We start from the raw sequence: 20,612 nt of genomic DNA, 5'->3' as shown, positions 1-20,612 counted from the left end.
CTGTCAGCAACACCTCAGGCGGCAACCGGAACCCGGTCGATCAGCCTCTGCAACACGGAATCGGCGGTCATGCCTTCGGCCTCGGCTTCAAAGGTCAACAGAATCCGGTGGCGCAGCACATCGTAAGCCATGGTCTGAACGTCGTCCGGTGTCACGTAATCCCGTCCATCGAGCCAGGCCAGTGCCCGGGCGCATCGGTCCAGTGCGATAGTGCCGCGGGGGCTGGCGCCGAAGGCGGTCCATCGAGCGAGTTCAGGGTCCAGGGTTGCGGCATCGCGGGTGGCGAGAATCAACGCCAGCAGGTACTGCTCCACAGGTTCCGCCATGTAGATATCCGAAACCGCCTGCCGGGCGGCCATCACTTGTTCCTGGGTTAGACGAATGTCTACGTTCGGGATTCCCTGACGGTAGTCACTGCGCGCAAGGTGCAGAATCTCACGCTCGGCATCGGCAGAGGGATAGTCAATCACCACATGCATGAGGAAGCGATCAAGCTGGGCTTCCGGCAGCGGGTAGGTGCCTTCCTGTTCAATCGGGTTCTGGGTCGCCATCACCATGAACAGTTTGGGCAGGGGAAAGGTTCTCATGCCAACACTGATCTGGCGTTCGCCCATGGCCTCGAGCAGGGCCGACTGGACTTTCGCCGGTGCCCGGTTGATTTCATCGGCCAGCACCAGGTTGTGGAAAATGGGGCCGCGCTGGAATTCAAAGGTGCCGGTCTCCGCGCGGTAGATTTCGCTGCCGGTGACATCGGAAGGCAGCAGATCCGGAGTGAACTGGATCCGGTGGAAGTCACCCTCCAGATGGTCGGCCAGTGCTTTCACCGCGGTGGTTTTGGCCAGCCCCGGCGCGCCCTCAACCAGAAGATGGCCATCGGCCAGAAGGGCAATTAGTAGCCGGTCGACCAGTTTGTCCTGGCCAATAATACGCTTGGCCAGCTGTGCTCTGAGATCACCGAACGTTTGCTGTAACGACATGAAAATAACTGCTCTTGATGTATGAATGCCTGCGTAAGTGATTGCCGCAGTTTTGGCGTCTGGCCGGCAAAAATCAAGGGTTTGACTATGCTTATGTGACGATACCCTGATTACGTTTCTTTCACACAAACCAGAGGTCGGATATGAATGCGCTGACAATCGCCAGCAAGGATCAGTTTTTCGAACAGTTGGCCGATGCGTTCTCAGAAAAGATTGCAAAAACCGAGGCAAAGAAGATCGCGGATTTTGCCAGACAGCATTATGCTCATATTCCTCTGGAGGAGCTGGTCAGTCGCCGCTTCTCGGATACCTACGGTGCCGTCCTGGCGGCGTGGCAATTCCTGCAAAAACGCAGTGCCGATGAAACCCCGGTTTCGGTGTTCAACCCGGACCTGGAAAGCGACGGCTGGCAGTCCACCCACAGCGTTGTTTTCATTCTCCATCCCAATATTCCGTTCCTGATTGATTCCCTGCGCATGGCCATCAATCAGCGGGAAATCGGCACCCACTCCATTCAGCATTCCATCCTGCGAGTGGAGCGGGATGACAATGGTAAGCTGAAGAAACTGCACACCACCAAAAAGGCATCGAAGGACGCAAGCTACGAAGCGTTCATCGTGCTTGAAATCGACCGCCACAGTGCCCCGGAAGACCTGCGCGACCTGGAGCAGACTCTGCAGAAAGTGCTGCATGAGGTACGCATTGCGGTGGGTGATTTCCCGATTGTGAAAGAGAAGGTCAGCGAGATCGTCAAGGAGCTGGATGCCACCACGGCTGGAATCAGTGAGGAAGGTAAGGAAGAAGCCCGGGCTTTTCTGTCTTGGCTGGTGGATGACCACTTCACATTCCTGGGGTACGACGAATACGACTTTGCCAAGGACAAGCAGGGCATGGTGGTACGCCGGGTGGAGAACTCGGAGCTGGGTATTCTTCGGGTCAACAACGAACGCCCGGATCGGGTTCGGCTGAATGAGCTGCCACAGCGTACCCGCCATGAAATGACCCGTTCCGATGACATCTTCATCTTCGCCAAATCGGCGCAGCGGTCCCGCGTGCACCGGCCGGCCTATCCGGATTACATCGCGGTCAAGAAATTCAACAGCAAGGGCGAAGTGGTGGGTGAGCGCCGCTTCCTCGGTCTATACACCGCTCGAGTCTACAACGAGCGTCCCGATGAGATTCCGCTGTTACGGCGCAAGTTCCAGAGCGTGATGAAGCGATCCGGCTTCCTGACCGACGATTACGCTGGCAAGGAGCTGGAGCAGATCCTGACGCTGTATCCGCGGGACGAGCTGTTCCAGATTGAAACCGACGAACTGCTGCGTGTTGCCAAGAACATTCTGTACATCCAGGAACGTCGCCGGATTGAGCTGTTCATGCGGGAGGATGTTTACGGCCAGTTTGTAACCTGTCTGGCCTTCTTCCCCAGGGACATCTACAACACGGAGCTGCGCCTGAAGGTGGAACAGGTGCTGCTGGATCGCCTGGAGGCCGAGGACATTGAGTTTGTTACTCATTTTTCCGAGTCGGTGCTTGCCCGGGTACAGTTCACCATCCGGGTGCCACAGGTGGAAAACCGCCAGTTGCCGCTGGCGGAGATCCGCGACAAGGTTATTGAGCTCGCCCAGTCCTGGCGAGACGGCCTCTACGAGGCATTGAGCGAAGCCTATGGCGAAGAGCAGGGCAATGAGCTGTATCGCGTCTGGGCAGGCGGTTTCCCCGCCAGCTACACTGACATGTTTTCACCTCGCCGGGCGGCCATCGACCTGGAGCACATCACTGCCTCTGCCCGCGACGATGATCTGGCCATGAGCTTCTACCGGGCCCTGGAAGAAGACGAGAACACGCTGCATTTCAAACTGTTTTATCCGGACGAGCCGCTGCCACTGTCGGATGTGATGCCGATTTTCGACAATCTCGGTTTCCGGGTGATTGGCGAGCATCCGTTCGAGGTGATTGATCGAACGGGTAAAACGGTTTGGATTCATGACTTTACCCTGCAATCCCACACCGGCAACATGGTGGATATTCACCGTATTCGCCCGATTTTCGAAGAGTTGTTCCGCCGGGTCTGGCACGGTGAAGCCGAAAACGACGCCTTTAACCGCCTGTTGTTGTCCTCCTACATGAGCTGGCGTGAGATCGCGTTGCTGCGTACTTACGCCCGCTACATGCGCCAGATCCGGTTCTCCAACAGTCAGACGTTCATTTCCAACACGTTGGTCAACCACGTCAACCTGACACGGATCCTGCTGGAGTACTTTGAGGTCCGATTCAACCCTGAGCGTTTCAAGAGTAAGGGTAAAAGCGAGGCGGCCCAGCAGAAACTGGAAATCGAATTCAACGCCGGCCTGGATGAAGTGGAAAACCTCAGTGAGGATCGCGTGCTACGGCTGTATCTGGAGCTGATGCAGGCGACGTTGCGCACCAACTACTACCAGCCGGATGGCGAGGGCCAGCCCAAGCCCTACATCAGTGTGAAATTTGACCCGTCGCAGATTCCGGACATGCCGCTGCCATTACCCATGTTCGAGATCTTTGTGTATTCCCCTCGTGTGGAGGGGGTTCACCTGCGTGGTGGCAAAGTGGCCCGTGGTGGTTTGCGCTGGTCGGATCGCTTCGAGGACTACCGCACAGAAATCCTGGGCCTGGTAAAAGCGCAGCAAGTGAAAAACGCCGTCATTGTCCCGGTGGGCGCGAAGGGTGGCTTCGTGGCCAAGCGTCTGCCCGATCCGTCTGACCGGGAGGCATTCCAGGCAGAGGGTATTGCGGCCTACAAAACATTCATCCGGGGCTTGCTGGATATCACAGATAACCTGGTGGATTCTGGCATCCAGCCGCCGGAGCGGGTAATCCGCCATGACGAAGACGATCACTATCTCGTGGTGGCGGCTGACAAAGGCACCGCCACCTTCTCCGATATCGCTAATGGCCTGGCCGCGGAATATGGCTTCTGGATGGGAGATGCCTTCGCCTCCGGTGGCAGTAACGGTTATGACCACAAGAAAATGGGCATTACTGCCCGGGGCGCCTGGGTCTCCGTGGAACGGCATTTCCGTGAGATGGGCATCAACCCGGCCGTGGATGAATTTACCGCCATCGGCATCGGTGACATGGGGGGCGATGTGTTTGGTAATGGCCTGCTGTGCTCGGAAAAAACCCGGCTGGTGGCCGCCTTCAACCACATCCACATCTTCATTGACCCGACCCCGGACGCCGAACGCAGCTACAAGGAGCGTAAGCGCCTGTTTGAACTGCCGCGTTCCGCCTGGACCGATTACGACAGCAAGTTGATTTCAAAGGGCGGCGGCGTATTCAGCCGCAATGCCAAGTCCATTCCGGTCAGCCCGGAAATGAAAAAGCTGCTGGGCATCAAGGCGGACCGCGTTCCGCCCAATATGCTGATCAGTCACATCCTCAAGGCCGAAGTGGACCTGCTCTGGATTGGTGGTATTGGCACTTACGTGAAGGGCAGCGGTGAAAGCCACTCCGACGTGGGCGACAAGGCCAATGATGGCCTGCGGATCAATGGTGCCGAGCTGCGCTGCAAGGTTGTAGGTGAGGGCGGAAACCTCGGCTTCACCCAGATGGGGCGGATTGAATACGCCCTGAAGGGTGGTCGCCTGAATACTGACTTCATCGACAACTCGGGCGGCGTGGACTGCTCTGACCATGAAGTGAACATGAAGATCCTGCTCAACCGGGCGGTGGCCATGGGCGATCTGACTGGCAAGCAGCGCAACATCATGCTGGAGGAAATGACTGATGATGTTGCCTCGCTGGTGCTGAAGAACAACTACCGTCAGACCCAGGCCATCAGTATCGCCAGCGAGGATGCCGCCACCCGGCTGGAGGAGTATCGTCGGCTGATGAATACCTTCGAGAGCGAAGGCAAGCTCAACCGGGCACTGGAGTTCCTGCCGGATGACGAAACCCTGTCAGAGCGCAAGCTGGCCAAGAAAGGGCTGACGCGGCCGGAACTGTCGGTGCTGATTTCCTACGTCAAAGGGGATCTGAAGCAGGTGCTGATCGACAGTAATCTGCCGGACAATCCTCTGCTGGCGGGTGAGATGTACAAGGTCTTCCCGCGGGATCTGACCAAGCGTTTCTCGAAAGAGCTGGGTGAACACCAGCTGCGACGGGAGATCATCGCAACCCAGATCGCCAACGACATGGTTAACCACATGGGCATTACCTTTGTGGAGCGCCTGAACCAGTCTACCGGGGCGGACGCAGCATCCATTGCCCTGGCCTGGATTATTGCCCGGGATGTGTTCCGCATCGACAGCTGGTGGGACAAGATTGAAGCGCTGGATTTCCACGTTTCCGCGGATCTGCAGATGGAGCTGATGCAGGATCTGATGCGTCTGATGCGTCGGGCTGTGCGCTGGTTGCTTCGTAATCGCCGGGCAGAACTCAATATCCAGAGTCACATGGAGCGGTTTGCCGACAGCGTCTGGGCCATTACCTCGGGTCTGCCGGAATACCTTGGCGACCAGGCTCGTGCCAATTGGGAAAAACGCAATGATCAGCTGATGGCTGCGGGCTTGCCGAAGGAACTGGCGTCGGTGCTGGCAGGAACCGGCTATCTGTATTCCTCTCTTGGTATTATCGAGGCACAGGAAGCCACAGGCATGCCGCTGAAAACAGTGGCCAACCTGTACTACGATCTGGGTGACCGTCTCGACCTGACCTGGTTCGCTAATGCCATCGCAGCGTTGACGCCAAGTTCCCATTGGCAGGCCCTGGCGCGGGAAAGCTTCCGGGAGGATCTGGATTGGCAGCAACGGGCTCTGACCACCGGTGTGCTGAAAACCGCTGAAAGCCCGGAGAAAGTCACCGATAGTGTGAACGCCTGGGAGCAGCGCAACCAGCACATGATTGATCGCTGGAACGCGATGCTGGCGGAACTCAAAGGCGTAAGGGAACCGGAATACGCCATGTTCTCGGTCGCACTGCGGGAGCTGCTGGACCTGGCGCAAAGCACCATGCATCAGAGCCCGGAAGACGTAACGACCAACTGACTATTGCGTTATGCCGTTGATTCCCGTTCAATCCCGCAGCGGGAATCAATGGCAGGAGCAACAAGATAATGGCACCACTGAAACATCTACTGGACAAGAACCGGGCCTGGGCCAATGGCATCAAGTCGGTGGACCCGAAGTTCTTTGACCGGCTCTCGAACCAGCAGGCACCGGAGTACCTGTGGATCGGCTGTGCCGACAGTCGGGTACCTGCGAACCAGATTGTGGACTTGCTCCCCGGTGAACTTTTCGTGCACAGAAACGTGGCCAACGTGGTTGTGCATACAGATTTCAACTGCCTGTCGGTGCTCCAGTTCGCCATCGAAGTGTTGAAGGTCAAACACGTATTGGTAGTGGGGCATTACGGTTGTGGTGGCGTGCGCGCGGCATTGCTGAACGAAGGCTTTGGCCTGATTTCAAATTGGCTGCGCCATGTTCAGGACGTGCGTGACCGTCACCAGTCCGTACTGGACGCCATTCCCAATGTACAGGACCGGGTAGACCGCCTGTGTGAGCTGAACGTGGTAGAGCAGGTGGGGCATGTGTGCCAGAACAACATCGTTCAGGAAGCCTGGCGTCGCGGCCAGCCATTGACCGTGCACGGTTTCGTTTACGACGTGGCCGACGGGTTGTTGAGGGATATGGGGCTGTCGATCGCCAGTGAGGCAGACCGGGAAACGATTCGTCAGTCCAGCCTGGATGAGCTGATCGAGCGACCGGTCCGCTCCGGGCGCCAAAAAATATAATGCGAAGATTGTCAAAAACTGTCAAAAAATCGTGATGCCCGTCACTTCCTGACCCGTGGCGTCATCACAGTAGTGACCTTCCGCGTCTGTTACAGTAGCAACTGTAAGCAGTAAGGGAGGTAAACCATGAAAGAACTGATGCAGAAAGCCCTGCAGGCACTGGGAACCCGCAGAAACGAAAGTTCTGCCATGGATAGCGCAAGGGCTGAGGCCAAGCGCACCGAAGCACGCACCCCGGAAGATTGGGGAATGTCACCTGAAGACGCCCTGCGTGTGGGTACGGTTGCACGTTACAAATAATATCTGGCTCTTCCCGGGCGGCCCCAGAGGCCGACCCCGATAGCGACAGCCCCGACTGATGCCACAGGGCAGACTCGGGGCTTTTTTCCGGTTAGCATACGCGGCTCATGATTCTGGCAATGGTCCGCTACCCATGTCTGCACTGCCCAATACCCACGAAGTTCTGCTCCGCAATGCGCATCTGTTGAATGGACGCCCAGCGCTGTTAGGCGTCTCGGATGCATCGCTTTTGCACCGATGCCCGTTTCCCGGTATCGCGATGACCGAGCACGCCGGTCTTTGGCAAATCCTGTCCCATGACAGTGACTGGGCTGGCTGTTTTGGTTACGAGCCAGATCGGCAGCAGCAGGGCTCTTGCGATACCGTGGTGGTATTTTTGCCTAAAGCCCGGGCTGAATGTGAGCTCCGCCTGGCTTTGGCTCGTTACCTCGGCAAACCAGGTGCGGCACTGGTGGTTATTGGCGAGAAGAAGGAAGGCATTGCCGGTGCCATAAAGCAGTTTTCCGTCGTCGCCGGGGAGGTTGTAAAGGTCGACAGCGCCCGCCATTGCCAGGTCTGGTGCGGCAGAAATACCCAACCCCTGACCGAATTCCGGTTGACTGACTGGCTCAGCTGGACGGAGCTTTCCTGCGCTGGCGTGGCGCTCTCTGTTGCCGGCTTGCCAGGCGTTTTCAGTCTGGGTCGACTGGACGATGGCACCCGGATGTTGTTGGAAACCCTGGCTGAGTCACCCCTGGGTGTCGATCGGGTGCTCGATTTCGCTTGCGGTGCAGGCGTTATCGGATCCTGGTTGCATGGTTTTCATCAGTTGGCGGGGAAGAAGCCGATTCGAGTAGATGGGACCGATGTTCAGGCGCAGGCCGTGTTCTGTGCCCGGGAAAGCTACCGTAAGGCAGGAGTAAACGGTGAGATTTTTGCCGCCGATGGCCTGGCTGTCGTTCAAGGCAACTGGCCGGCCGTGATCAGCAACCCGCCTTTCCACACCGGTGTAAAAACCGATACATCCATGACCGAGCAGTTCCTGGCCCAGGTGGCCGCGCATCTCGCGCACGGCGGCGAGCTGAGGCTGGTGGCCAACAGTTTTCTGCCGTATGAAGCCCTGATTCGACAACACATCGGCCCGGTTGAGAAACTCGCGCAGGACCGGCGGTTTACCGTTTACCGGGCATTTCGGAAAAAGTCGGGCTGAAAAACAGACAGAAAAAAGCCCCTGGGGTAAGGGGCAAAAGATCTTGTCCGGAAAAATGCGGCCGTCCAGCCGGGTCAGGGCTGGGGCATGACCGGAAAGGGTGTTCGGCGTGAACACCCCTAACTTAGGTTTAATTTCTAGAATAAACAGCCTAAAAGTGTTTATTTTCCCGAAAGCTGCCAACGGAAGCCCAAAATGACAACTGCCAGACTCCAGACACCTGCCGGTGACCTCCGCCTGATCCGGCCTGGCGGAACGGCTGGGCTGCGCGCCTGGGACGCTGCCGACGAGTTGTTGTTGTCGGCTGCGGAGCCTTATCTGGCAGACGGTTTGCGCGTGCTGGTGGTTGACGACCAGTTTGGTGCGCTGACCCTCGGGCTTGCCTGCTATCAGCCGCAGACAGTTGCCGACAGCGCGACGCTCGCCCACTCCCTGTTGACGAACGCTTCGCTCAATCCGGCGTTGCCCGACTGCCCCGCGGTTTTGAACTGGAGTCGGCCACCCTCAGGGCCCTTTGATCTGGTGCTGCTCCGTATTCCCCGTCAGGCCGGTTATCTGGCCTGGTTGTTACGGTGGCTCAACAGCGTGCTGGCGGAAGACGGACGCATACTGGCGGGCGGTATGATCAAGCATCTGCCCGATCGTAGTGTTGATGTGTTCGCCAGTGCGGTGGTTACCGAACAGGTGTTGCCTGCCCGCAAAAAGGCGCGGGTAGTGGTGTGTCGTGGTGGCTCGGCCACATTGCCGGAATGGCAGGAGCAATGGCGCGGCTACCCGGTGGCAGGATTGCCCGGGCCGGTTGAGGCACTGCCCGCAGTGTTTGCCAGAGAAAAGCTGGATATTGGCACGCGGGAGTTGTTACCGCTGATTCCTCAGGCGGTTAGTCGAGTGCCCCCGGCCGGGCGGATTCTGGATCTGGCGTGTGGAAACGGCGTGCTCGGGTTGTCTGCGCTTGCCGGCAGACCGGGTGCCGAAGTGCATTTCAGTGACGTATCCAGCCAGGCCATTGCCAGTGTTGAGCATAACCTGAGCAGGTACGAGGGCGGCGATTGCGTACGCTTATGGCATCAGGACGGCATTGCAGATGATTTGCCTGACTATCAGCTTATTCTACTGAACCCACCCTTCCATGAGGGTGGCGTGGTGGGCGATCACATCGCACTGAGACTGTTCAGGGATGCCGCCCGGCATCTGGCACCGGGCGGTCGCGTATTGATGGTGGGCAATCGCCACCTGGGGTATCACCGTTCCCTGAAACAGTACTTCAGCAGCGTTGAACAGAGAGCTGCAAGCCCGAAATTCGTGGTGTTCGAAGCCCGGAATGGCGCGGTGTGATTCTCAGACCGTCGCCGGGCGATCGTAGCCGAGGCGCGCGAGGGTATCCACGATGGTCTGGGTTTGACTATCAATCTCGATGTTGACCTTTTGCCCCTTAGTGGCCTTCCCAAACGTGGTGGCACGCAGGGTCTCCGGGATAAGGTGGACGTTGAAGCGGTTACCTTCCACCTCGCCAATGGTCAGGCTGGCGCCATTGATGGCAATGTAGCCTTTGGGGAAGATGTACTTCGCCCAGGTTTCCGGTAGTTCGAACCATAGGGTCACGTTGTTTTCCGGCCGCAGAATATCGACGATGGTTGCGGTAGTGTGGATATGGCCACTGAGCAGATGGCCGCCGATTTCATCGCCGATTCGGGCGGCGCGCTCGAAGTTGATTTCGTCGCCGGGTTTCAGGTCGCCGAGGGTGGTCAAGCGCAGGGTTTCCTGCATGGCGTCGAAGTACAGCCGGTGGCCTTCCTGGCGGGTAACCGTCAGACAGGTGCCGTTGATGGCAACCGAGGCACCGATGGTTACGCCCTGAACCCGATCTTCCGGGAAATCGATCAAAAAGGTACTCAGGCCCGGCGCCGCGATCACGTTTTCGACCCGTGCAATGCCCTGAACGATACCGGTAAACATACATAATCTCCTGAAACCCGTTGATTGGCGCAAGCATACCGGTGCCTGTCAGTGTTGCCAAGAAGCCAGCAAGCCGCGTATGCCGGCAAAGCCGACATTCAAGAATTATTCGTAAAGGTCGATACTTGCATAAAGAACCTGAAGAACAGTGAGCTCAATGGCGGAAAATACAGCAGTAGACAAGACGGATCCGGCCAACGCATCCGGAGCGGTGCTTCGCCCCGGCCGGGCTGCTGATCCGGTGCCGGCGACACCGGAATCCGCCCTCAATGCGGCGCAAAGAACCGCTGCCCTGCAGGCTGGTGATGACCAGGGCCAGAATACTGAATCCGGCAGCGAGCAGCCCGAGGCGCAGGAATCGCAGGATCGGACTGCCGAGACCGGGTCGGAGAGCCCGGATATCGAGCAGGCGCTGGCGGAGTCACGACAGCGCAAGCTGCGTCTTATGCTACGGCAGTGTGACCGGGTTCTGCTGATGGACTTCAACTTGCTGGCTATGTCGGACTGGCCGGATAACTATCAGATGGCAGCTGCGCGGCGTAGCCGGGACCTCTGGATCTTCAGTGCCCTTTTGGCTGCGACGTTTTTCCTCAGTGGTTTGACCGGTTTTGTGCCGGCCTGGGTAGCCGGTGGCGGTTTTGGCGCTTTCGTGATTATTCTGTTGCTGGGAGTGCCGTTTATCCGTCGGATTTACACGTCCAGCCCCTCCTATATGGATTTGATCATTCGCCGTCAGCGCATGCTTCGGGATGCCCGCAAACATGCGGCCCACCTGGAGGGAAAGGACGGGCTGATATGGCAGTGTGCGCGTATGGCAGAGTACAACCCGACACTGCGTCATACCCGCTTCAGTGAATTGCTCAGACTGTCTGAGCAACGGGTGTTGCCGCGTTATCTTACCCGGCGGGAACATGTTCGGCTGTATCTTATCTATCTGCTGGAAGCCGAGAAAGCCTATGGCAAAGTCCAGCAAGCGTTTTTCGACGGCAATCAGGACGCGATAGACCGGGGTTGGCAGGCAGTGGCGGCGGTTCCTGAAGACCGAGCTTGACATGACAGACCTTCAAACGTATGTTTCAAACAGACGTTTGCTAGAGGCTCTGACAACAAAATGGCGCAGTCTGATACCGTTGACCGCATTCTTGACGCTGCCGAAGAGCTGTTTGCCGAGCGTGGGTTCTCGGAAACATCGCTTCGTATGATTACCAGTAAGGCTAAGGTAAATCTGGCCGCTGTCAATTATCACTTTGGGTCTAAGAATGCCCTGATCCACGCCGTGTTCGCCCGGTTCCTGACGCCGTTTTCGGCCACCCTGGATACCGCCTTTGATGAACTCGAAGAGCGTTGTGATGGCCAGCCGCCCACGCTGAACCAGACCCTGTGGGCGCTTACGGAAAGTGCCGTGCGCATGCCTCAGCGTAATGAGAAAGGCATATCCATCTTCATGCGCCTGCTCGGTCTTGCCTATACCCAGTCTCAGGGCCACCTGCGTAAATTTCTCGAACAGGAATACAGTGAGCCATTTGGTCGTTTCATGCGCTTGCTCAAAGAGGCCACGCCTGAGTTGTCCTCGGTTGATCGCTACTGGCGCATCCAGTTCATGCTGGGAGCGACGGCCTTCACCATGTCCAGCAGTGATGCCCTGATTGATATTCTCGAAAACAAGCTCGGCGTTGAAACCACGGTTCAGGAAATTGCCGCACGCCTGGTGCCGTTCCTGGCCGCAGGCATGAAGGCTCCAGACAAAATGCTGGTGCCGCCTACCGCTTCAGGCGTTTCGGTTGCCTGAACTCCCCCGCCTCGGGTAGTCTTCCCTCTGGTTCGCAGCCGGAGGGAAGTCGTTACCAATGCCCGATAACAAGCCCCCCGGGGTTACCCTGTCCATTGATATCGCCAATCAGTTCCTGACACTGGCTACTCAATCGGGTGATATCATTGCCCGCTACCCGGTATCCACCGGCCTGAATGGCCCCGGCCAGGCCGACGGCAGTGGCTGTACCCCTGTTGGCAAGCATTATATCCGCGCCCGAATCGGGGCAGGGCAGCCATTAAATACGGTGTATCGTGGGCGCCGCCCCACTGGCGAGATCTACAGCCAGAGTCTGGCGGCAGCGAACCCGGGGCGCGACTGGATTCTTACCCGTATACTCTGGCTTTGTGGCTGTGAATGGGGGCGAAACCGTGGGCCGGGGGTAGACACTTTTCGTCGTTTTATCTATATCCACGGCACGCCGGACAGTGAACCTATGGGAGTTGCCAGATCCCATGGCTGCATCCGGATGCGCAATACCGATATTGTTGAGCTTTTTGACCGGGTTCCAGCGGGGACTCCAGTCAGTATCTATTAATCCGCATAATTCAGAGGGACAGGATGATTGGCGAAGTTTTGGGTGTACTGAATGGCTGGATAGAGCAGTTCGGGTTGCTATCTGAAGGTTGGCGGGCCGGTGTGCTGGTTTTCCTGCTCGTGCTGGGGACGGCGGCGGTTGCCTATATTGCCAGTCATGTGATTTCTGCGCTGGAGCGCAAATTCGCCAGCACTCATAACCTTTGGGATGATGCTATTCTGCACGCGGTCCGTCGCCCTGTCGTGGCTTTCGTGTGGCTCCAAGGGGTGTATTGGGCTGCCGAAGTGGCTCACCATTTTTCCGAGGCTGAGGTCTTCAAGGCTAACGGAACGTTGCTTCAGATCGGTTTTGTCTGGGTGGTGGTCTGGTTTTTTATTCGGCTGATCAAACAGTTCGAGAATATCCTCACCTCTCCGATCAAGATGCGCAAGCCGATGGATTACACCACGGTCAATGCCATCAGCAAGCTGTCGCGCGCGGTTGTGATTATTACCGCCGCTCTGACCGCCCTGCAAACCCTGGGCTTCAGTATTTCGGGCGTGCTGGCATTTGGTGGTGTCGGGGGCATCGCGGTTGGTTTTGCCGCGAAAGATCTCCTGGCGAACTTTTTCGGTGGTTTCATTATCCATTTGGACCGTCCGTTCAAGGTGGGGGATTGGGTTCGATCCCCGGATCGGAGCATTGAGGGTACGGTTGAGCATATCGGATGGCGACTGACCACCATTCGCACCTTCGACAAGCGCCCGCTTTATGTCCCCAATGCGGCGTTTACCACTATTGCAGTGGAAAACCCATCACGTATGACCAATCGCCGGATCTACGAGACCATCGGCATTCGCTATGCCGATGTGCATTCCATGAAAACCATCGTGGACGAAATCCGGGAGATGCTGAAGAATCATGAAGAGATTGATGCCAACGAGACCTTGATCGTTAATTTTCTGGCGTTTAATTCATCGTCACTGGATATCATGGTATACACCTTTACCAAAACCACCCAGTGGGTGCGTTTCCATGAGGTGAAGGAAGATGTGTTACTGAAAATCAGTGACATCATCGAAAACCATGGCGCCGAGGTGGCCTTCCCGACGCGCACGCTGCATCTGCCGGATGGGGTGCGGGTAGACGGGCGCGATTCCTCCAGGCGTGAGGATTCCAAAGACAAGTCCGCCGATCAGGATGCGGATTCCGGAAAATCCGGAAAGAATGTTGACCATGAAGGTGGCTACGGCGAAGCCGATTCAGAATCCGGAGACGGGGAATGACAGGAACGAATAACAATGTGCCGGTAGGCATTATCGGTGGTACGGGGCTGACCAGCCTGAGCAATATCCAGATCACCGGAGAAGAGACAGTGACAACTGCGTGGGGGGAGCCCTCCTCCACGCTGGTGCGGGGGCAACTGGGTGATCAGCCTGTTATCTTTCTGGCGCGTCATGGTAACCCGCACCGGATTCCGCCCCATCAGGTCAATTACCGGGCCAACATTCAGGCGTTGCATGATGCCGGCGCTCGGGTGCTGGTGGGTGTAAACGCGGTTGGTGGCATACATGCCAATATGGGGCCGGCCCACATCGTGATCCCGGATCAACTGATCGACTACACCTGGGGCCGGGCCAGCACTTTCTTCGAAGGCGAGCTGGAGGACGTCACACACATCGATTTTACCTGGCCCTACGATCAGGAAGCGCGTCAGGTGTTGATTGATGCTGCTCGCGCGGCGTCGCTGTCATTTTCCGGGTTTGGCGTCTATGGCGCGACGCAGGGGCCGAGGCTGGAGACGGCGGCGGAAATCCGCAGGATGGAGCGGGATGGCTGTGACATCGTTGGTATGACCGGCATGCCCGAGGCAGTGCTGGCGGCAGAGCTGGGCTTGCGGTACGTCAGCCTCGGGCTGGTGGTGAACTGGGCTGCGGGTAAAACCGACCACATTATTACCATGGCCGAGATTGAAGAAGCGATTGCCCAGGGCATGTCCGGCGTTCGGCAGATTCTGGAGCGTTCCATGGCAAGTCTGGGGCAGCTTGCGCTTACCCCTCAATCTTCTTGAAGAAAACCAGGACGCCGACGGTGGGGGAGTCGATGAAGTGGATTTCCTCACTGCGCATCCGCCGCGTTTCACGAATCCAGGTCACCAGTTCTACTGGTGCCGGACGGAGTTGGTAAGCGGTACCGGTGCCTTCTGATGCTGAACCACCGGTTTCGCTATCAAGTGTATTGCCAGAGTCCTGATCGGAAAACTCCGCAACCGCTTCGGTCTGAGGCGGTGTTTCAGGCTCTGCCGGCACAGCCTCGGGATCGTCGCTGACGGCCCAGTGGTTAAGCTGCACATTAACGTGCAGGTAGCGCTGGCGGTCAATGGTGATCTGGCCTTCCACCGCTCGTTGGCCAGACTCGGCCAGCCAGTCACCGATTGCGACACGCAGAGGTCCGCCCTCGTAGTCGGGCGGAAAGGCTTCATACCAGCCGGCACTCGCCAATACCCGGTAGTTACCGCTTCGCTCGAGCCGGTTGGCCGCCTCGCCCAGGTGCAGTTGGTTGCGGGGTACCAGGTTGAGTTCGGTTACCCGCTCCCCGGATTCCTGCTCCACCCAAAGGGTTTTGCCGGCCTCTTCGACAGGTTCCACCGACTTGTTCGCCATCTGCTCTTCAATGCCGGCCGGGTCCACCAGACGCTGTAAAATCACCAGCTCTGCCCGGTAGTAGTCGTTCGGGACATTGCCTGAAGCGCCCTGGGCCCACAGGGTTGCCGGTGTGAATGCAACTGAGGCGAACAGCGCGGCACTGGCCAGGGTTTGCCGGGAGCATAAAATGTGAGCTTGCAAGGGCGTTACTCCACCTGAATCCTTTTTTGTCATGATGCCTTTGCCGGGGCCTTGTCGGGCGCCAGTTCTTCGAGCATCGCTGCGATGGCGTCGAGTTTACCATCGGTTGAGTCATCATTCAGCCGGAAGCGAAAGCTGTTGGCGCCTTCGAGCCGGTATCGATCCGGAGCGGATTGCACTTTTTTAACCAGTTCGAGAGGGTCGACCGGTGTCGTTGCCCCGAACTCAAGCCGCACCCATTCCTTACCGGCATCCACTTTCACGATGCCCAGAGTCTCTGCCTGCAAACGTAGCTGTGCCTGGCGCATGAGGTTCTTGGCCGGGGCTGGTAATAATCCGAAGCGGTCAATCATCTCAACCTGAAGTTCTTTTAATGCCTCACGATCCTTCACGCTGGCAATGCGCTTGTACAGCATCAGGCGGTTGTGGACATCTGGCAGGTAGTCGTCCGGAATCAGGGCCGGAATGCGCAGGTTCATCTCGGTGCCGTGGCTGAGAGGCAATTCGGCGTTGGGCGTGCGGCCGTCGCGAATCGCTTTTACGGCTTCGTCCAGCAGCTGCATGTAGAGGGTAAAGCCGATGCTTTCGATCTGACCGCTCTGTTCTTCACCCAGCAGCTCGCCAGCGCCCCGGATTTCCAGGTCGTGGGTGGCCAGCATGAAGCCTGCGCCCAGGTCCTGGGATTCGGAAATCGCATCCAGTCGCTTCCTGGCATCGGTGGAAATGGCCTTTGGCGGTGGTGTCAGCAGATAGGCGTACGCCTGGTGATGAGACCTGCCCACGCGACCCCGAAGCTGGTGCAGCTGCGCCAGGCCAAATTTGTCTGCTCGTTCAATAATAATGGTGTTGGCGCTGGGGATGTCGATGCCGGTTTCCACAATAGTGGTGCACACCAGTACGTTGAAACGCTTGTGGTAGAAATCCGACATGATCTGTTCCAGCTGGCGCTCGCGCATCTGGCCGTGTGCCACACCCACCCGCGCCTCGGGAATCAGTTTGCGAAGATCTTCCGCGGTTTTCTCGATGGTGGCGACATCATTGTGCAGGAAATAGACCTGACCGCCCCGCAGGATTTCCCGGAGAATAGCTTCTTTCACCATGGCGTCGTCGCGCTGGCGCACAAAGGTTTTCACCGACAGCCGGCGGGCTGGTGGGGTCGCGATAATGGACAGGTCGCGCAGGTGGCCCATGGCCATGTTCAGGGTTCTGGGAATCGGTGTGGCGGTGAGGGTCAGCATATCCACCTCGGCCCGCAGGGATTTCAGTTTTTCCTTCTGCTGAACGCCAAACCGGTGTTCTTCGTCGATAATCACCAGACCCAGATTCTTGAAGTTGATATCGCCTTGCAGCAGCTTGTGGGTGCCAATGACGATATCTGCCTTGCCTTCCTCTATGGCAGTGATGGCCTTGCTGGTCTGGCTGCCGCTGCGGAAGCGACTCAGAAGCTCTACAGTTACCGGCGTATCCGAGAACCGGTCACGGAACGACTCGTAATGTTGCTGGGCCAGAAGAGTAGTGGGTACCAGAACGGCCACCTGTTTGCCAGACCAGGTGGCCAGAAAAGCTGCGCGCATGGCGACTTCGGTTTTACCGAAGCCGACATCGCCGCATACCAGTCGGTCCATCGGGCGTTCGCTGGTCATATCCTCGAACACCGATTCGATGGCCACCTGCTGGTCCGGCGTCTCCTCGAACGGGAATCCGGCAGCAAAGGCCCGATAGGCCTCTTTCGGGTCTTCAAACTGGAAGCCTTTCCGGGCTTCCCGGCGGGCGTAAACATCCAGCAGTTCTGCTGCGGTGTCGCGGATCTTTTCCAGCGCTTTTTGCTTGGCGTTGCTCCAGCGCTCCGTTCCGAGCTTGTGGAGCGGTGCGTGTTCCTCATCGGTGCCGGCGTAACGGGAAATCAGGTGCAGGCTGGACACCGGTACATAGAGTTTGGAGCCGCCGGCGTATTCCAGGGTCAGGAATTCGTCGGATTGGCCGCCGGCGGTGAGTGTCTCCAGCCCCTTGTAGCGCCCCACGCCATGGTCGATATGCACGACCGGTGCGCCAATTCTCAGTTCAGACAGGTCCCGGTATCCGGCATCGTCGGTTTCGGTTGGTTTCTGGCGACGACGACGCTGCAGCACCCGCTCGCCAAACAACGCCGATTCGGTAATCAGTGCCAGATTCTGGCCGGGCAACACCATGCCCTGTTCCAGTGGGGCAATGGTGATGGCCAGAGTGGTGCTCTCGTTTTCGAGGAATTCCGACCAGCTCTGCACGGTTGACAGCTTGAGCTTGTGATCGGCCAGGTTGTCAATCAGCGCCTCCCGGCGCCCGGACGATTCAGCACAGATCAGGATGCGCCCGTGGAACTCCTGGATGAACCGTTTGAGGCGCCCAGCCGGATCAGCGGCGCGCCCGTCCATGGCGACATCCGGGAGAGATTCGGTACCGCAGTTGCTGGCGCCCGCGCCGTCTTCGGCCTGACTGCTGCAGGTAATGCGGGGGTGGTGTTTGAGTTGCCCGAACACTTCATCCGGCTGCAGAAACAGCTCGGATGGGGACAGAATAGGGCGCAGGCGATCGTGACGGCGGTCTTCGTAACGGGCCCGGGTTTCCGCATCAAAGGCATTGACGGCATCATTGAGACCGTTGGCGGTGAATACCAGGGTGCTGCCCGGCAGATAATCAAACAGCGTGGCGGTTTCATCGAAAAACAGTGGAAGATAGTACTCAATGCCAGGCGGTGTGATGCCGTGGGTAACATCCTGGTAAACCGGCGCGTCTTTGTCGGCATTGGGGAAATATTCAAACCAGCGATTGCGAAAGCCTGACCGGGCTTCCTTGTGCCAGGGAAATTCATTGGCCGGCAGAAGTTCAATGCGTTCGGTTTTATCGATGGATCTCTGGGTTTCCGGGTCAAAGGTCCGGAGGGTCTCGATTTCGTCATCGAACAGATCAATGCGATAGGGCAGGTTCGAGCCCATGGGGTAAATATCGAGGATGGCCCCTCGCACCGCATACTCGCCGTGTTCGTACACATTGTCGGTGTGATGATAGCCGGCGGCCTCCAGTTGCATGCGCCAGCTGTCGATATCCAGGGTCTGGCCCACTTCCAGCAGCAGGGTATTGCCCTGCAGGTAGCTCGGGGGCGCCAGCCGGTGCATCAGGGTGCGGGCCGGTACCACCAGAATGCCGTGGCGTGTGGTGGGTAACCGGTGCAGGGAGCGAATCCGCCGCGAGGTAATGTCCTGGTGTGGCGAAAAAAGATCGTAGGGCAGCGTTTCCCAGTCCGGCAGGGATAAAAGTTCGATGCCGTCGGAGGTAACGGTGGCACCGTCTTCTTCCGTGGGCAGCCCCAGGAAAAATCGGATGGATTGCTCCAGCTGGATGGCTTCGCTGGTGCTTTGGGTAATGACCAGCGTCAGACCTTTGTGGGCGCGGGCGCTCTCGCAGATGGCCAAGGCGTCTGCACAGCCGTTCAGCTGCCCCCATTTTCTGTGGTCGGCAGCCTTTTCAGGGGCAGCGGGGGCGATAAGCGGGGCTTGGGCCTGGCCTTGGGTCATGGGTCAAGCGTTCTCCTGAATAGATGCATCATTAACCGGGGCGGCGCTATTCTATCGCCCGGTTGTGACAGTGTCATGGTCGGGGCATACAAACGGCTATTTGCCGTACGGCTTTTTAAGTTGGATAATGTGCGCCCCAAATTATTTCCAGTGCTATACGAGGTTCCAACCGTGAGTCACGAACAGATCAACCAGCACCTGTCCAACTGGACTGACCGGGAGTCCACCGCAGAAGCGATGATCCCGCTGATCGGCCGCCTGTACCGTAAAAACAACGTTGTTACGTCCGTATACGGCCGTGCGATCATTAACCAGTCTGTTATCGATATCATCCGCGCCCACCGGTTTGTGCGTCAGGTTGAGGACAGCGAGCTGTCTGTTCACGATACGCTGCCCATTCTCGAGGCGATGGACAAGCTGGAGCTTGGCCGCGCTCACGTGGATATTGGCAAGCTGGCGGTCAAATTCAAGGCAGAGGGCGGTGACCTCACCGAGTTTCTGAAAAAGGAAATCGGCCCGGTGGTTGGCAAGTACGCCGAAGAGGCGGCCAAGGATGCCAAGGAAGAAACGAAGGATGTGGTGCTTTACGGCTTTGGCCGGATCGGCCGACTACTGGCGCGGATCCTGGTTGAAAAAGCCGGTGGCGGCAACAACCTGCGCCTGCGTGCGATCGTTGTTCGCCAGGGTGGTGCTGACAACGATCTGGAAAAGCGTGCCAGCCTGCTGCGTCGTGACTCCGTGCATGGTCCTTTCGATGGCACCATCACGGTCGATGCCGAGAACTCTGCGCTGATCGCCAACGGCAACTTTATCAAGGTGATCTACTCCGATGGTCCGGACAAGGTGGACTACACCGAGTACGGCATCAACAACGCCATCGTGGTCGACAATACCGGTAAGTGGCGCGATGAAGCGGGCCTGGGCCTGCATCTGAAGTCCAAGGGTGTCAGTCGAGTGATTCTGACTGCGCCGGGCAAGGGCGACATCAAGAACATCGTTTATGGCATCAACAACGACTGGATCACCGACGAAGACAAGATCCTGTCTGCTGCTTCCTGTACCACCAACGCCATCACTCCGGTACTGAAGGCCATCAATGACGAGTACGGCATTGAGGATGGCCACGTTGAAACCGTTCACTCCTACACCAACGACCAGAACCTGATCGACAACTACCACAAGGGCAGTCGTCGTGGCCGCAGCGCCCCGTTGAACATGGTTATTACCGAAACCGGCGCGGCCAAAGCTGTTGCCAAAGCACTGCCGGAGCTGAAAGGCAAGCTGAGCGGTAATGCGATCCGGGTGCCGACACCGAACGTGTCCATGGCGATCCTGAATCTGAACCTGAAAAGCGATGTGGATGGCGAGCAGGTAAACGAATATCTGCGCGATATGGCGCTTCACTCCGAGCTGCAGAAGCAGATCGACTTCGTGAACTCTCCGGAAGTGGTTTCCACCGATTTCGTGGGCTCCCGCCATGCCGGTATCGTCGATGCCCAGGCTACCATCGCCAATGGCAAGCGTTTGATCCTGTACGTGTGGTACGACAACGAATTCGGCTACAGCGCCCAGGTTGTGCGTTGTGTGAACCAGATGGCCGGCGTAACCTATCCGATCTTCCCGAAGCGCGCCCGCGACTAAAGTCGTAGGCCGGTCTCGGCAGTTGATTGACAGAAAGCCCCGGTAGCGCCAGCTG

The 20,612-nt window shown here is 57.8% G+C and carries 15 protein-coding genes; 11 read left to right on the top strand and 4 right to left on the bottom strand.

From position 1 onward, the window contains the following. Positions 1-14: 14 nt before the first annotated feature. Positions 15-977 (bottom strand): AAA family ATPase, encoded by a 963-nt coding sequence (locus tag Q675_RS22385; RefSeq protein WP_011785419.1) that lies wholly within the window; start codon positions 975-977, stop codon positions 15-17. A gap of 143 nt (positions 978-1,120) precedes the next feature. On the opposite strand from Q675_RS22385, the gene Q675_RS22380 reads away from it, so the two are divergent. The 5 genes from Q675_RS22380 to Q675_RS22365 all read left to right on the top strand — a co-directional run bounded on the left by Q675_RS22380 (position 1,121) and on the right by Q675_RS22365 (position 9,571). Further along, a complete protein-coding gene (locus Q675_RS22380; protein ID WP_022991590.1) occupies positions 1,121-6,001 on the top strand; it encodes an NAD-glutamate dehydrogenase in 4,881 nt (1,626 codons plus the stop codon). A 68-nt stretch (positions 6,002-6,069) separates the two neighbouring features. Next, positions 6,070-6,747, top strand: coding sequence for a carbonate dehydratase (gene can, locus Q675_RS22375; RefSeq protein WP_011785417.1), 678 nt, complete (start codon positions 6,070-6,072; stop codon positions 6,745-6,747). A 126-nt stretch (positions 6,748-6,873) separates the two neighbouring features. Then, a complete protein-coding gene (locus Q675_RS38280; RefSeq protein ID WP_014421070.1) occupies positions 6,874-7,047 on the top strand; it encodes a hypothetical protein in 174 nt (57 codons plus the stop codon). Between the two features lie 133 nt (positions 7,048-7,180). Next, complete coding sequence (locus Q675_RS22370; protein ID WP_031211003.1) at positions 7,181-8,236, top strand: class I SAM-dependent methyltransferase; 1,056 nt, start codon at positions 7,181-7,183, stop codon at positions 8,234-8,236. Positions 8,237-8,431: 195 nt separating this feature from the next. Beyond that, entirely contained in the window at positions 8,432-9,571 is a 1,140-nt protein-coding gene (locus Q675_RS22365) for a class I SAM-dependent methyltransferase (RefSeq protein ID WP_023010571.1), read from the top strand. Between the two features lie 3 nt (positions 9,572-9,574). On the opposite strand, the gene Q675_RS22360 is transcribed toward Q675_RS22365, so the two are convergent. Beyond that, positions 9,575-10,192: a riboflavin synthase gene (locus Q675_RS22360; protein WP_023010570.1), complete on the bottom strand. Its 618-nt coding sequence runs from the start codon at positions 10,190-10,192 to the stop codon at positions 9,575-9,577. A 157-nt stretch (positions 10,193-10,349) separates the two neighbouring features. Here Q675_RS22360 and Q675_RS22355 point away from each other — a divergent pair, with 157 nt between their 5' ends. Genes Q675_RS22355 through Q675_RS22335 form a run of 5 tightly spaced genes read left to right on the top strand, consistent with a single transcriptional unit; the run spans position 10,350 to position 14,590 of the window. Then, positions 10,350-11,243, top strand: coding sequence for a hypothetical protein (locus Q675_RS22355; RefSeq protein ID WP_023010569.1), 894 nt, complete (start codon positions 10,350-10,352; stop codon positions 11,241-11,243). Between the two features lie 60 nt (positions 11,244-11,303). Beyond that, the gene (locus Q675_RS22350; protein ID WP_011785412.1) at positions 11,304-11,981 is read left to right on the top strand and encodes a TetR/AcrR family transcriptional regulator; all 678 of its coding nucleotides are present in this window, start codon (positions 11,304-11,306) and stop codon (positions 11,979-11,981) included. A gap of 58 nt (positions 11,982-12,039) precedes the next feature. Further along, positions 12,040-12,540: a L,D-transpeptidase gene (locus tag Q675_RS22345; RefSeq protein WP_023010568.1), complete on the top strand. Its 501-nt coding sequence runs from the start codon at positions 12,040-12,042 to the stop codon at positions 12,538-12,540. A 23-nt stretch (positions 12,541-12,563) separates the two neighbouring features. Further along, on the top strand, positions 12,564-13,805 hold the full coding sequence (locus Q675_RS22340) for a mechanosensitive ion channel family protein (protein ID WP_023010567.1): 1,242 nt from the start codon (positions 12,564-12,566) through the stop codon (positions 13,803-13,805). Beyond that, the gene (locus Q675_RS22335) at positions 13,802-14,590 is read left to right on the top strand and encodes an S-methyl-5'-thioinosine phosphorylase (RefSeq protein ID WP_023010566.1); all 789 of its coding nucleotides are present in this window, start codon (positions 13,802-13,804) and stop codon (positions 14,588-14,590) included. The genes Q675_RS22340 and Q675_RS22335 overlap by 4 nt, the downstream gene beginning before the upstream one ends. Here Q675_RS22335 and Q675_RS22330 read toward each other — a convergent pair. Both Q675_RS22330 and mfd read right to left on the bottom strand, forming a co-directional pair. Further along, positions 14,571-15,365 carry a CsiV family protein gene (locus Q675_RS22330; RefSeq protein ID WP_031211002.1) on the bottom strand — a complete coding sequence of 265 codons (795 nt, stop codon included), beginning with the start codon at positions 15,363-15,365 and terminating at the stop codon, positions 14,571-14,573. The two genes, Q675_RS22335 and Q675_RS22330, sit on opposite strands and share 20 nt — an antisense overlap. A gap of 29 nt (positions 15,366-15,394) precedes the next feature. Beyond that, the gene (mfd, locus tag Q675_RS22325; RefSeq protein ID WP_023010564.1) at positions 15,395-18,916 is read right to left on the bottom strand and encodes a transcription-repair coupling factor; all 3,522 of its coding nucleotides are present in this window, start codon (positions 18,914-18,916) and stop codon (positions 15,395-15,397) included. A 237-nt stretch (positions 18,917-19,153) separates the two neighbouring features. On the opposite strand from mfd, the gene Q675_RS22320 reads away from it, so the two are divergent. Beyond that, positions 19,154-20,557: a glyceraldehyde-3-phosphate dehydrogenase gene (locus tag Q675_RS22320; protein WP_412917493.1), complete on the top strand. Its 1,404-nt coding sequence runs from the start codon at positions 19,154-19,156 to the stop codon at positions 20,555-20,557. Positions 20,558-20,612 lie beyond the last annotated feature (55 nt).

This window comes from Marinobacter sp. EN3, assembly GCF_000475315.1.
Lineage (GTDB): Bacteria > Pseudomonadota > Gammaproteobacteria > Pseudomonadales > Oleiphilaceae > Marinobacter > Marinobacter nauticus.
The sequence above is the reverse complement of the archived record's forward strand: the minus strand, read 5'-3'. Positions and strand labels throughout refer to the sequence as shown.

What these genes read in the sequence shown, in the direction of transcription:
- Q675_RS22385 (WP_011785419.1), bottom strand. Translation starts at nt 977, where the DNA reads ATGTCGTTACAGCAAACGTTCGGTGATCTCAGAGCACAGCTGGCCAAG.
- Q675_RS22380 (WP_022991590.1), top strand. Translation starts at nt 1,121, where the DNA reads ATGAATGCGCTGACAATCGCCAGCAAGGATCAGTTTTTCGAACAGTTG.
- can (WP_011785417.1), top strand. Translation starts at nt 6,070, where the DNA reads ATGGCACCACTGAAACATCTACTGGACAAGAACCGGGCCTGGGCCAAT.
- Q675_RS38280 (WP_014421070.1), top strand. Translation starts at nt 6,874, where the DNA reads ATGAAAGAACTGATGCAGAAAGCCCTGCAGGCACTGGGAACCCGCAGA.
- Q675_RS22370 (WP_031211003.1), top strand. Translation starts at nt 7,181, where the DNA reads ATGTCTGCACTGCCCAATACCCACGAAGTTCTGCTCCGCAATGCGCAT.
- Q675_RS22365 (WP_023010571.1), top strand. Translation starts at nt 8,432, where the DNA reads ATGACAACTGCCAGACTCCAGACACCTGCCGGTGACCTCCGCCTGATC.
- Q675_RS22360 (WP_023010570.1), bottom strand. Translation starts at nt 10,192, where the DNA reads ATGTTTACCGGTATCGTTCAGGGCATTGCACGGGTCGAAAACGTGATC.
- Q675_RS22355 (WP_023010569.1), top strand. Translation starts at nt 10,350, where the DNA reads ATGGCGGAAAATACAGCAGTAGACAAGACGGATCCGGCCAACGCATCC.
- Q675_RS22350 (WP_011785412.1), top strand. Translation starts at nt 11,304, where the DNA reads ATGGCGCAGTCTGATACCGTTGACCGCATTCTTGACGCTGCCGAAGAG.
- Q675_RS22345 (WP_023010568.1), top strand. Translation starts at nt 12,040, where the DNA reads ATGCCCGATAACAAGCCCCCCGGGGTTACCCTGTCCATTGATATCGCC.
- Q675_RS22340 (WP_023010567.1), top strand. Translation starts at nt 12,564, where the DNA reads ATGATTGGCGAAGTTTTGGGTGTACTGAATGGCTGGATAGAGCAGTTC.
- Q675_RS22335 (WP_023010566.1), top strand. Translation starts at nt 13,802, where the DNA reads ATGACAGGAACGAATAACAATGTGCCGGTAGGCATTATCGGTGGTACG.
- mfd (WP_023010564.1), bottom strand. Translation starts at nt 18,916, where the DNA reads ATGACCCAAGGCCAGGCCCAAGCCCCGCTTATCGCCCCCGCTGCCCCT.
- Q675_RS22320 (WP_412917493.1), top strand. Translation starts at nt 19,154, where the DNA reads ATGATCCCGCTGATCGGCCGCCTGTACCGTAAAAACAACGTTGTTACG.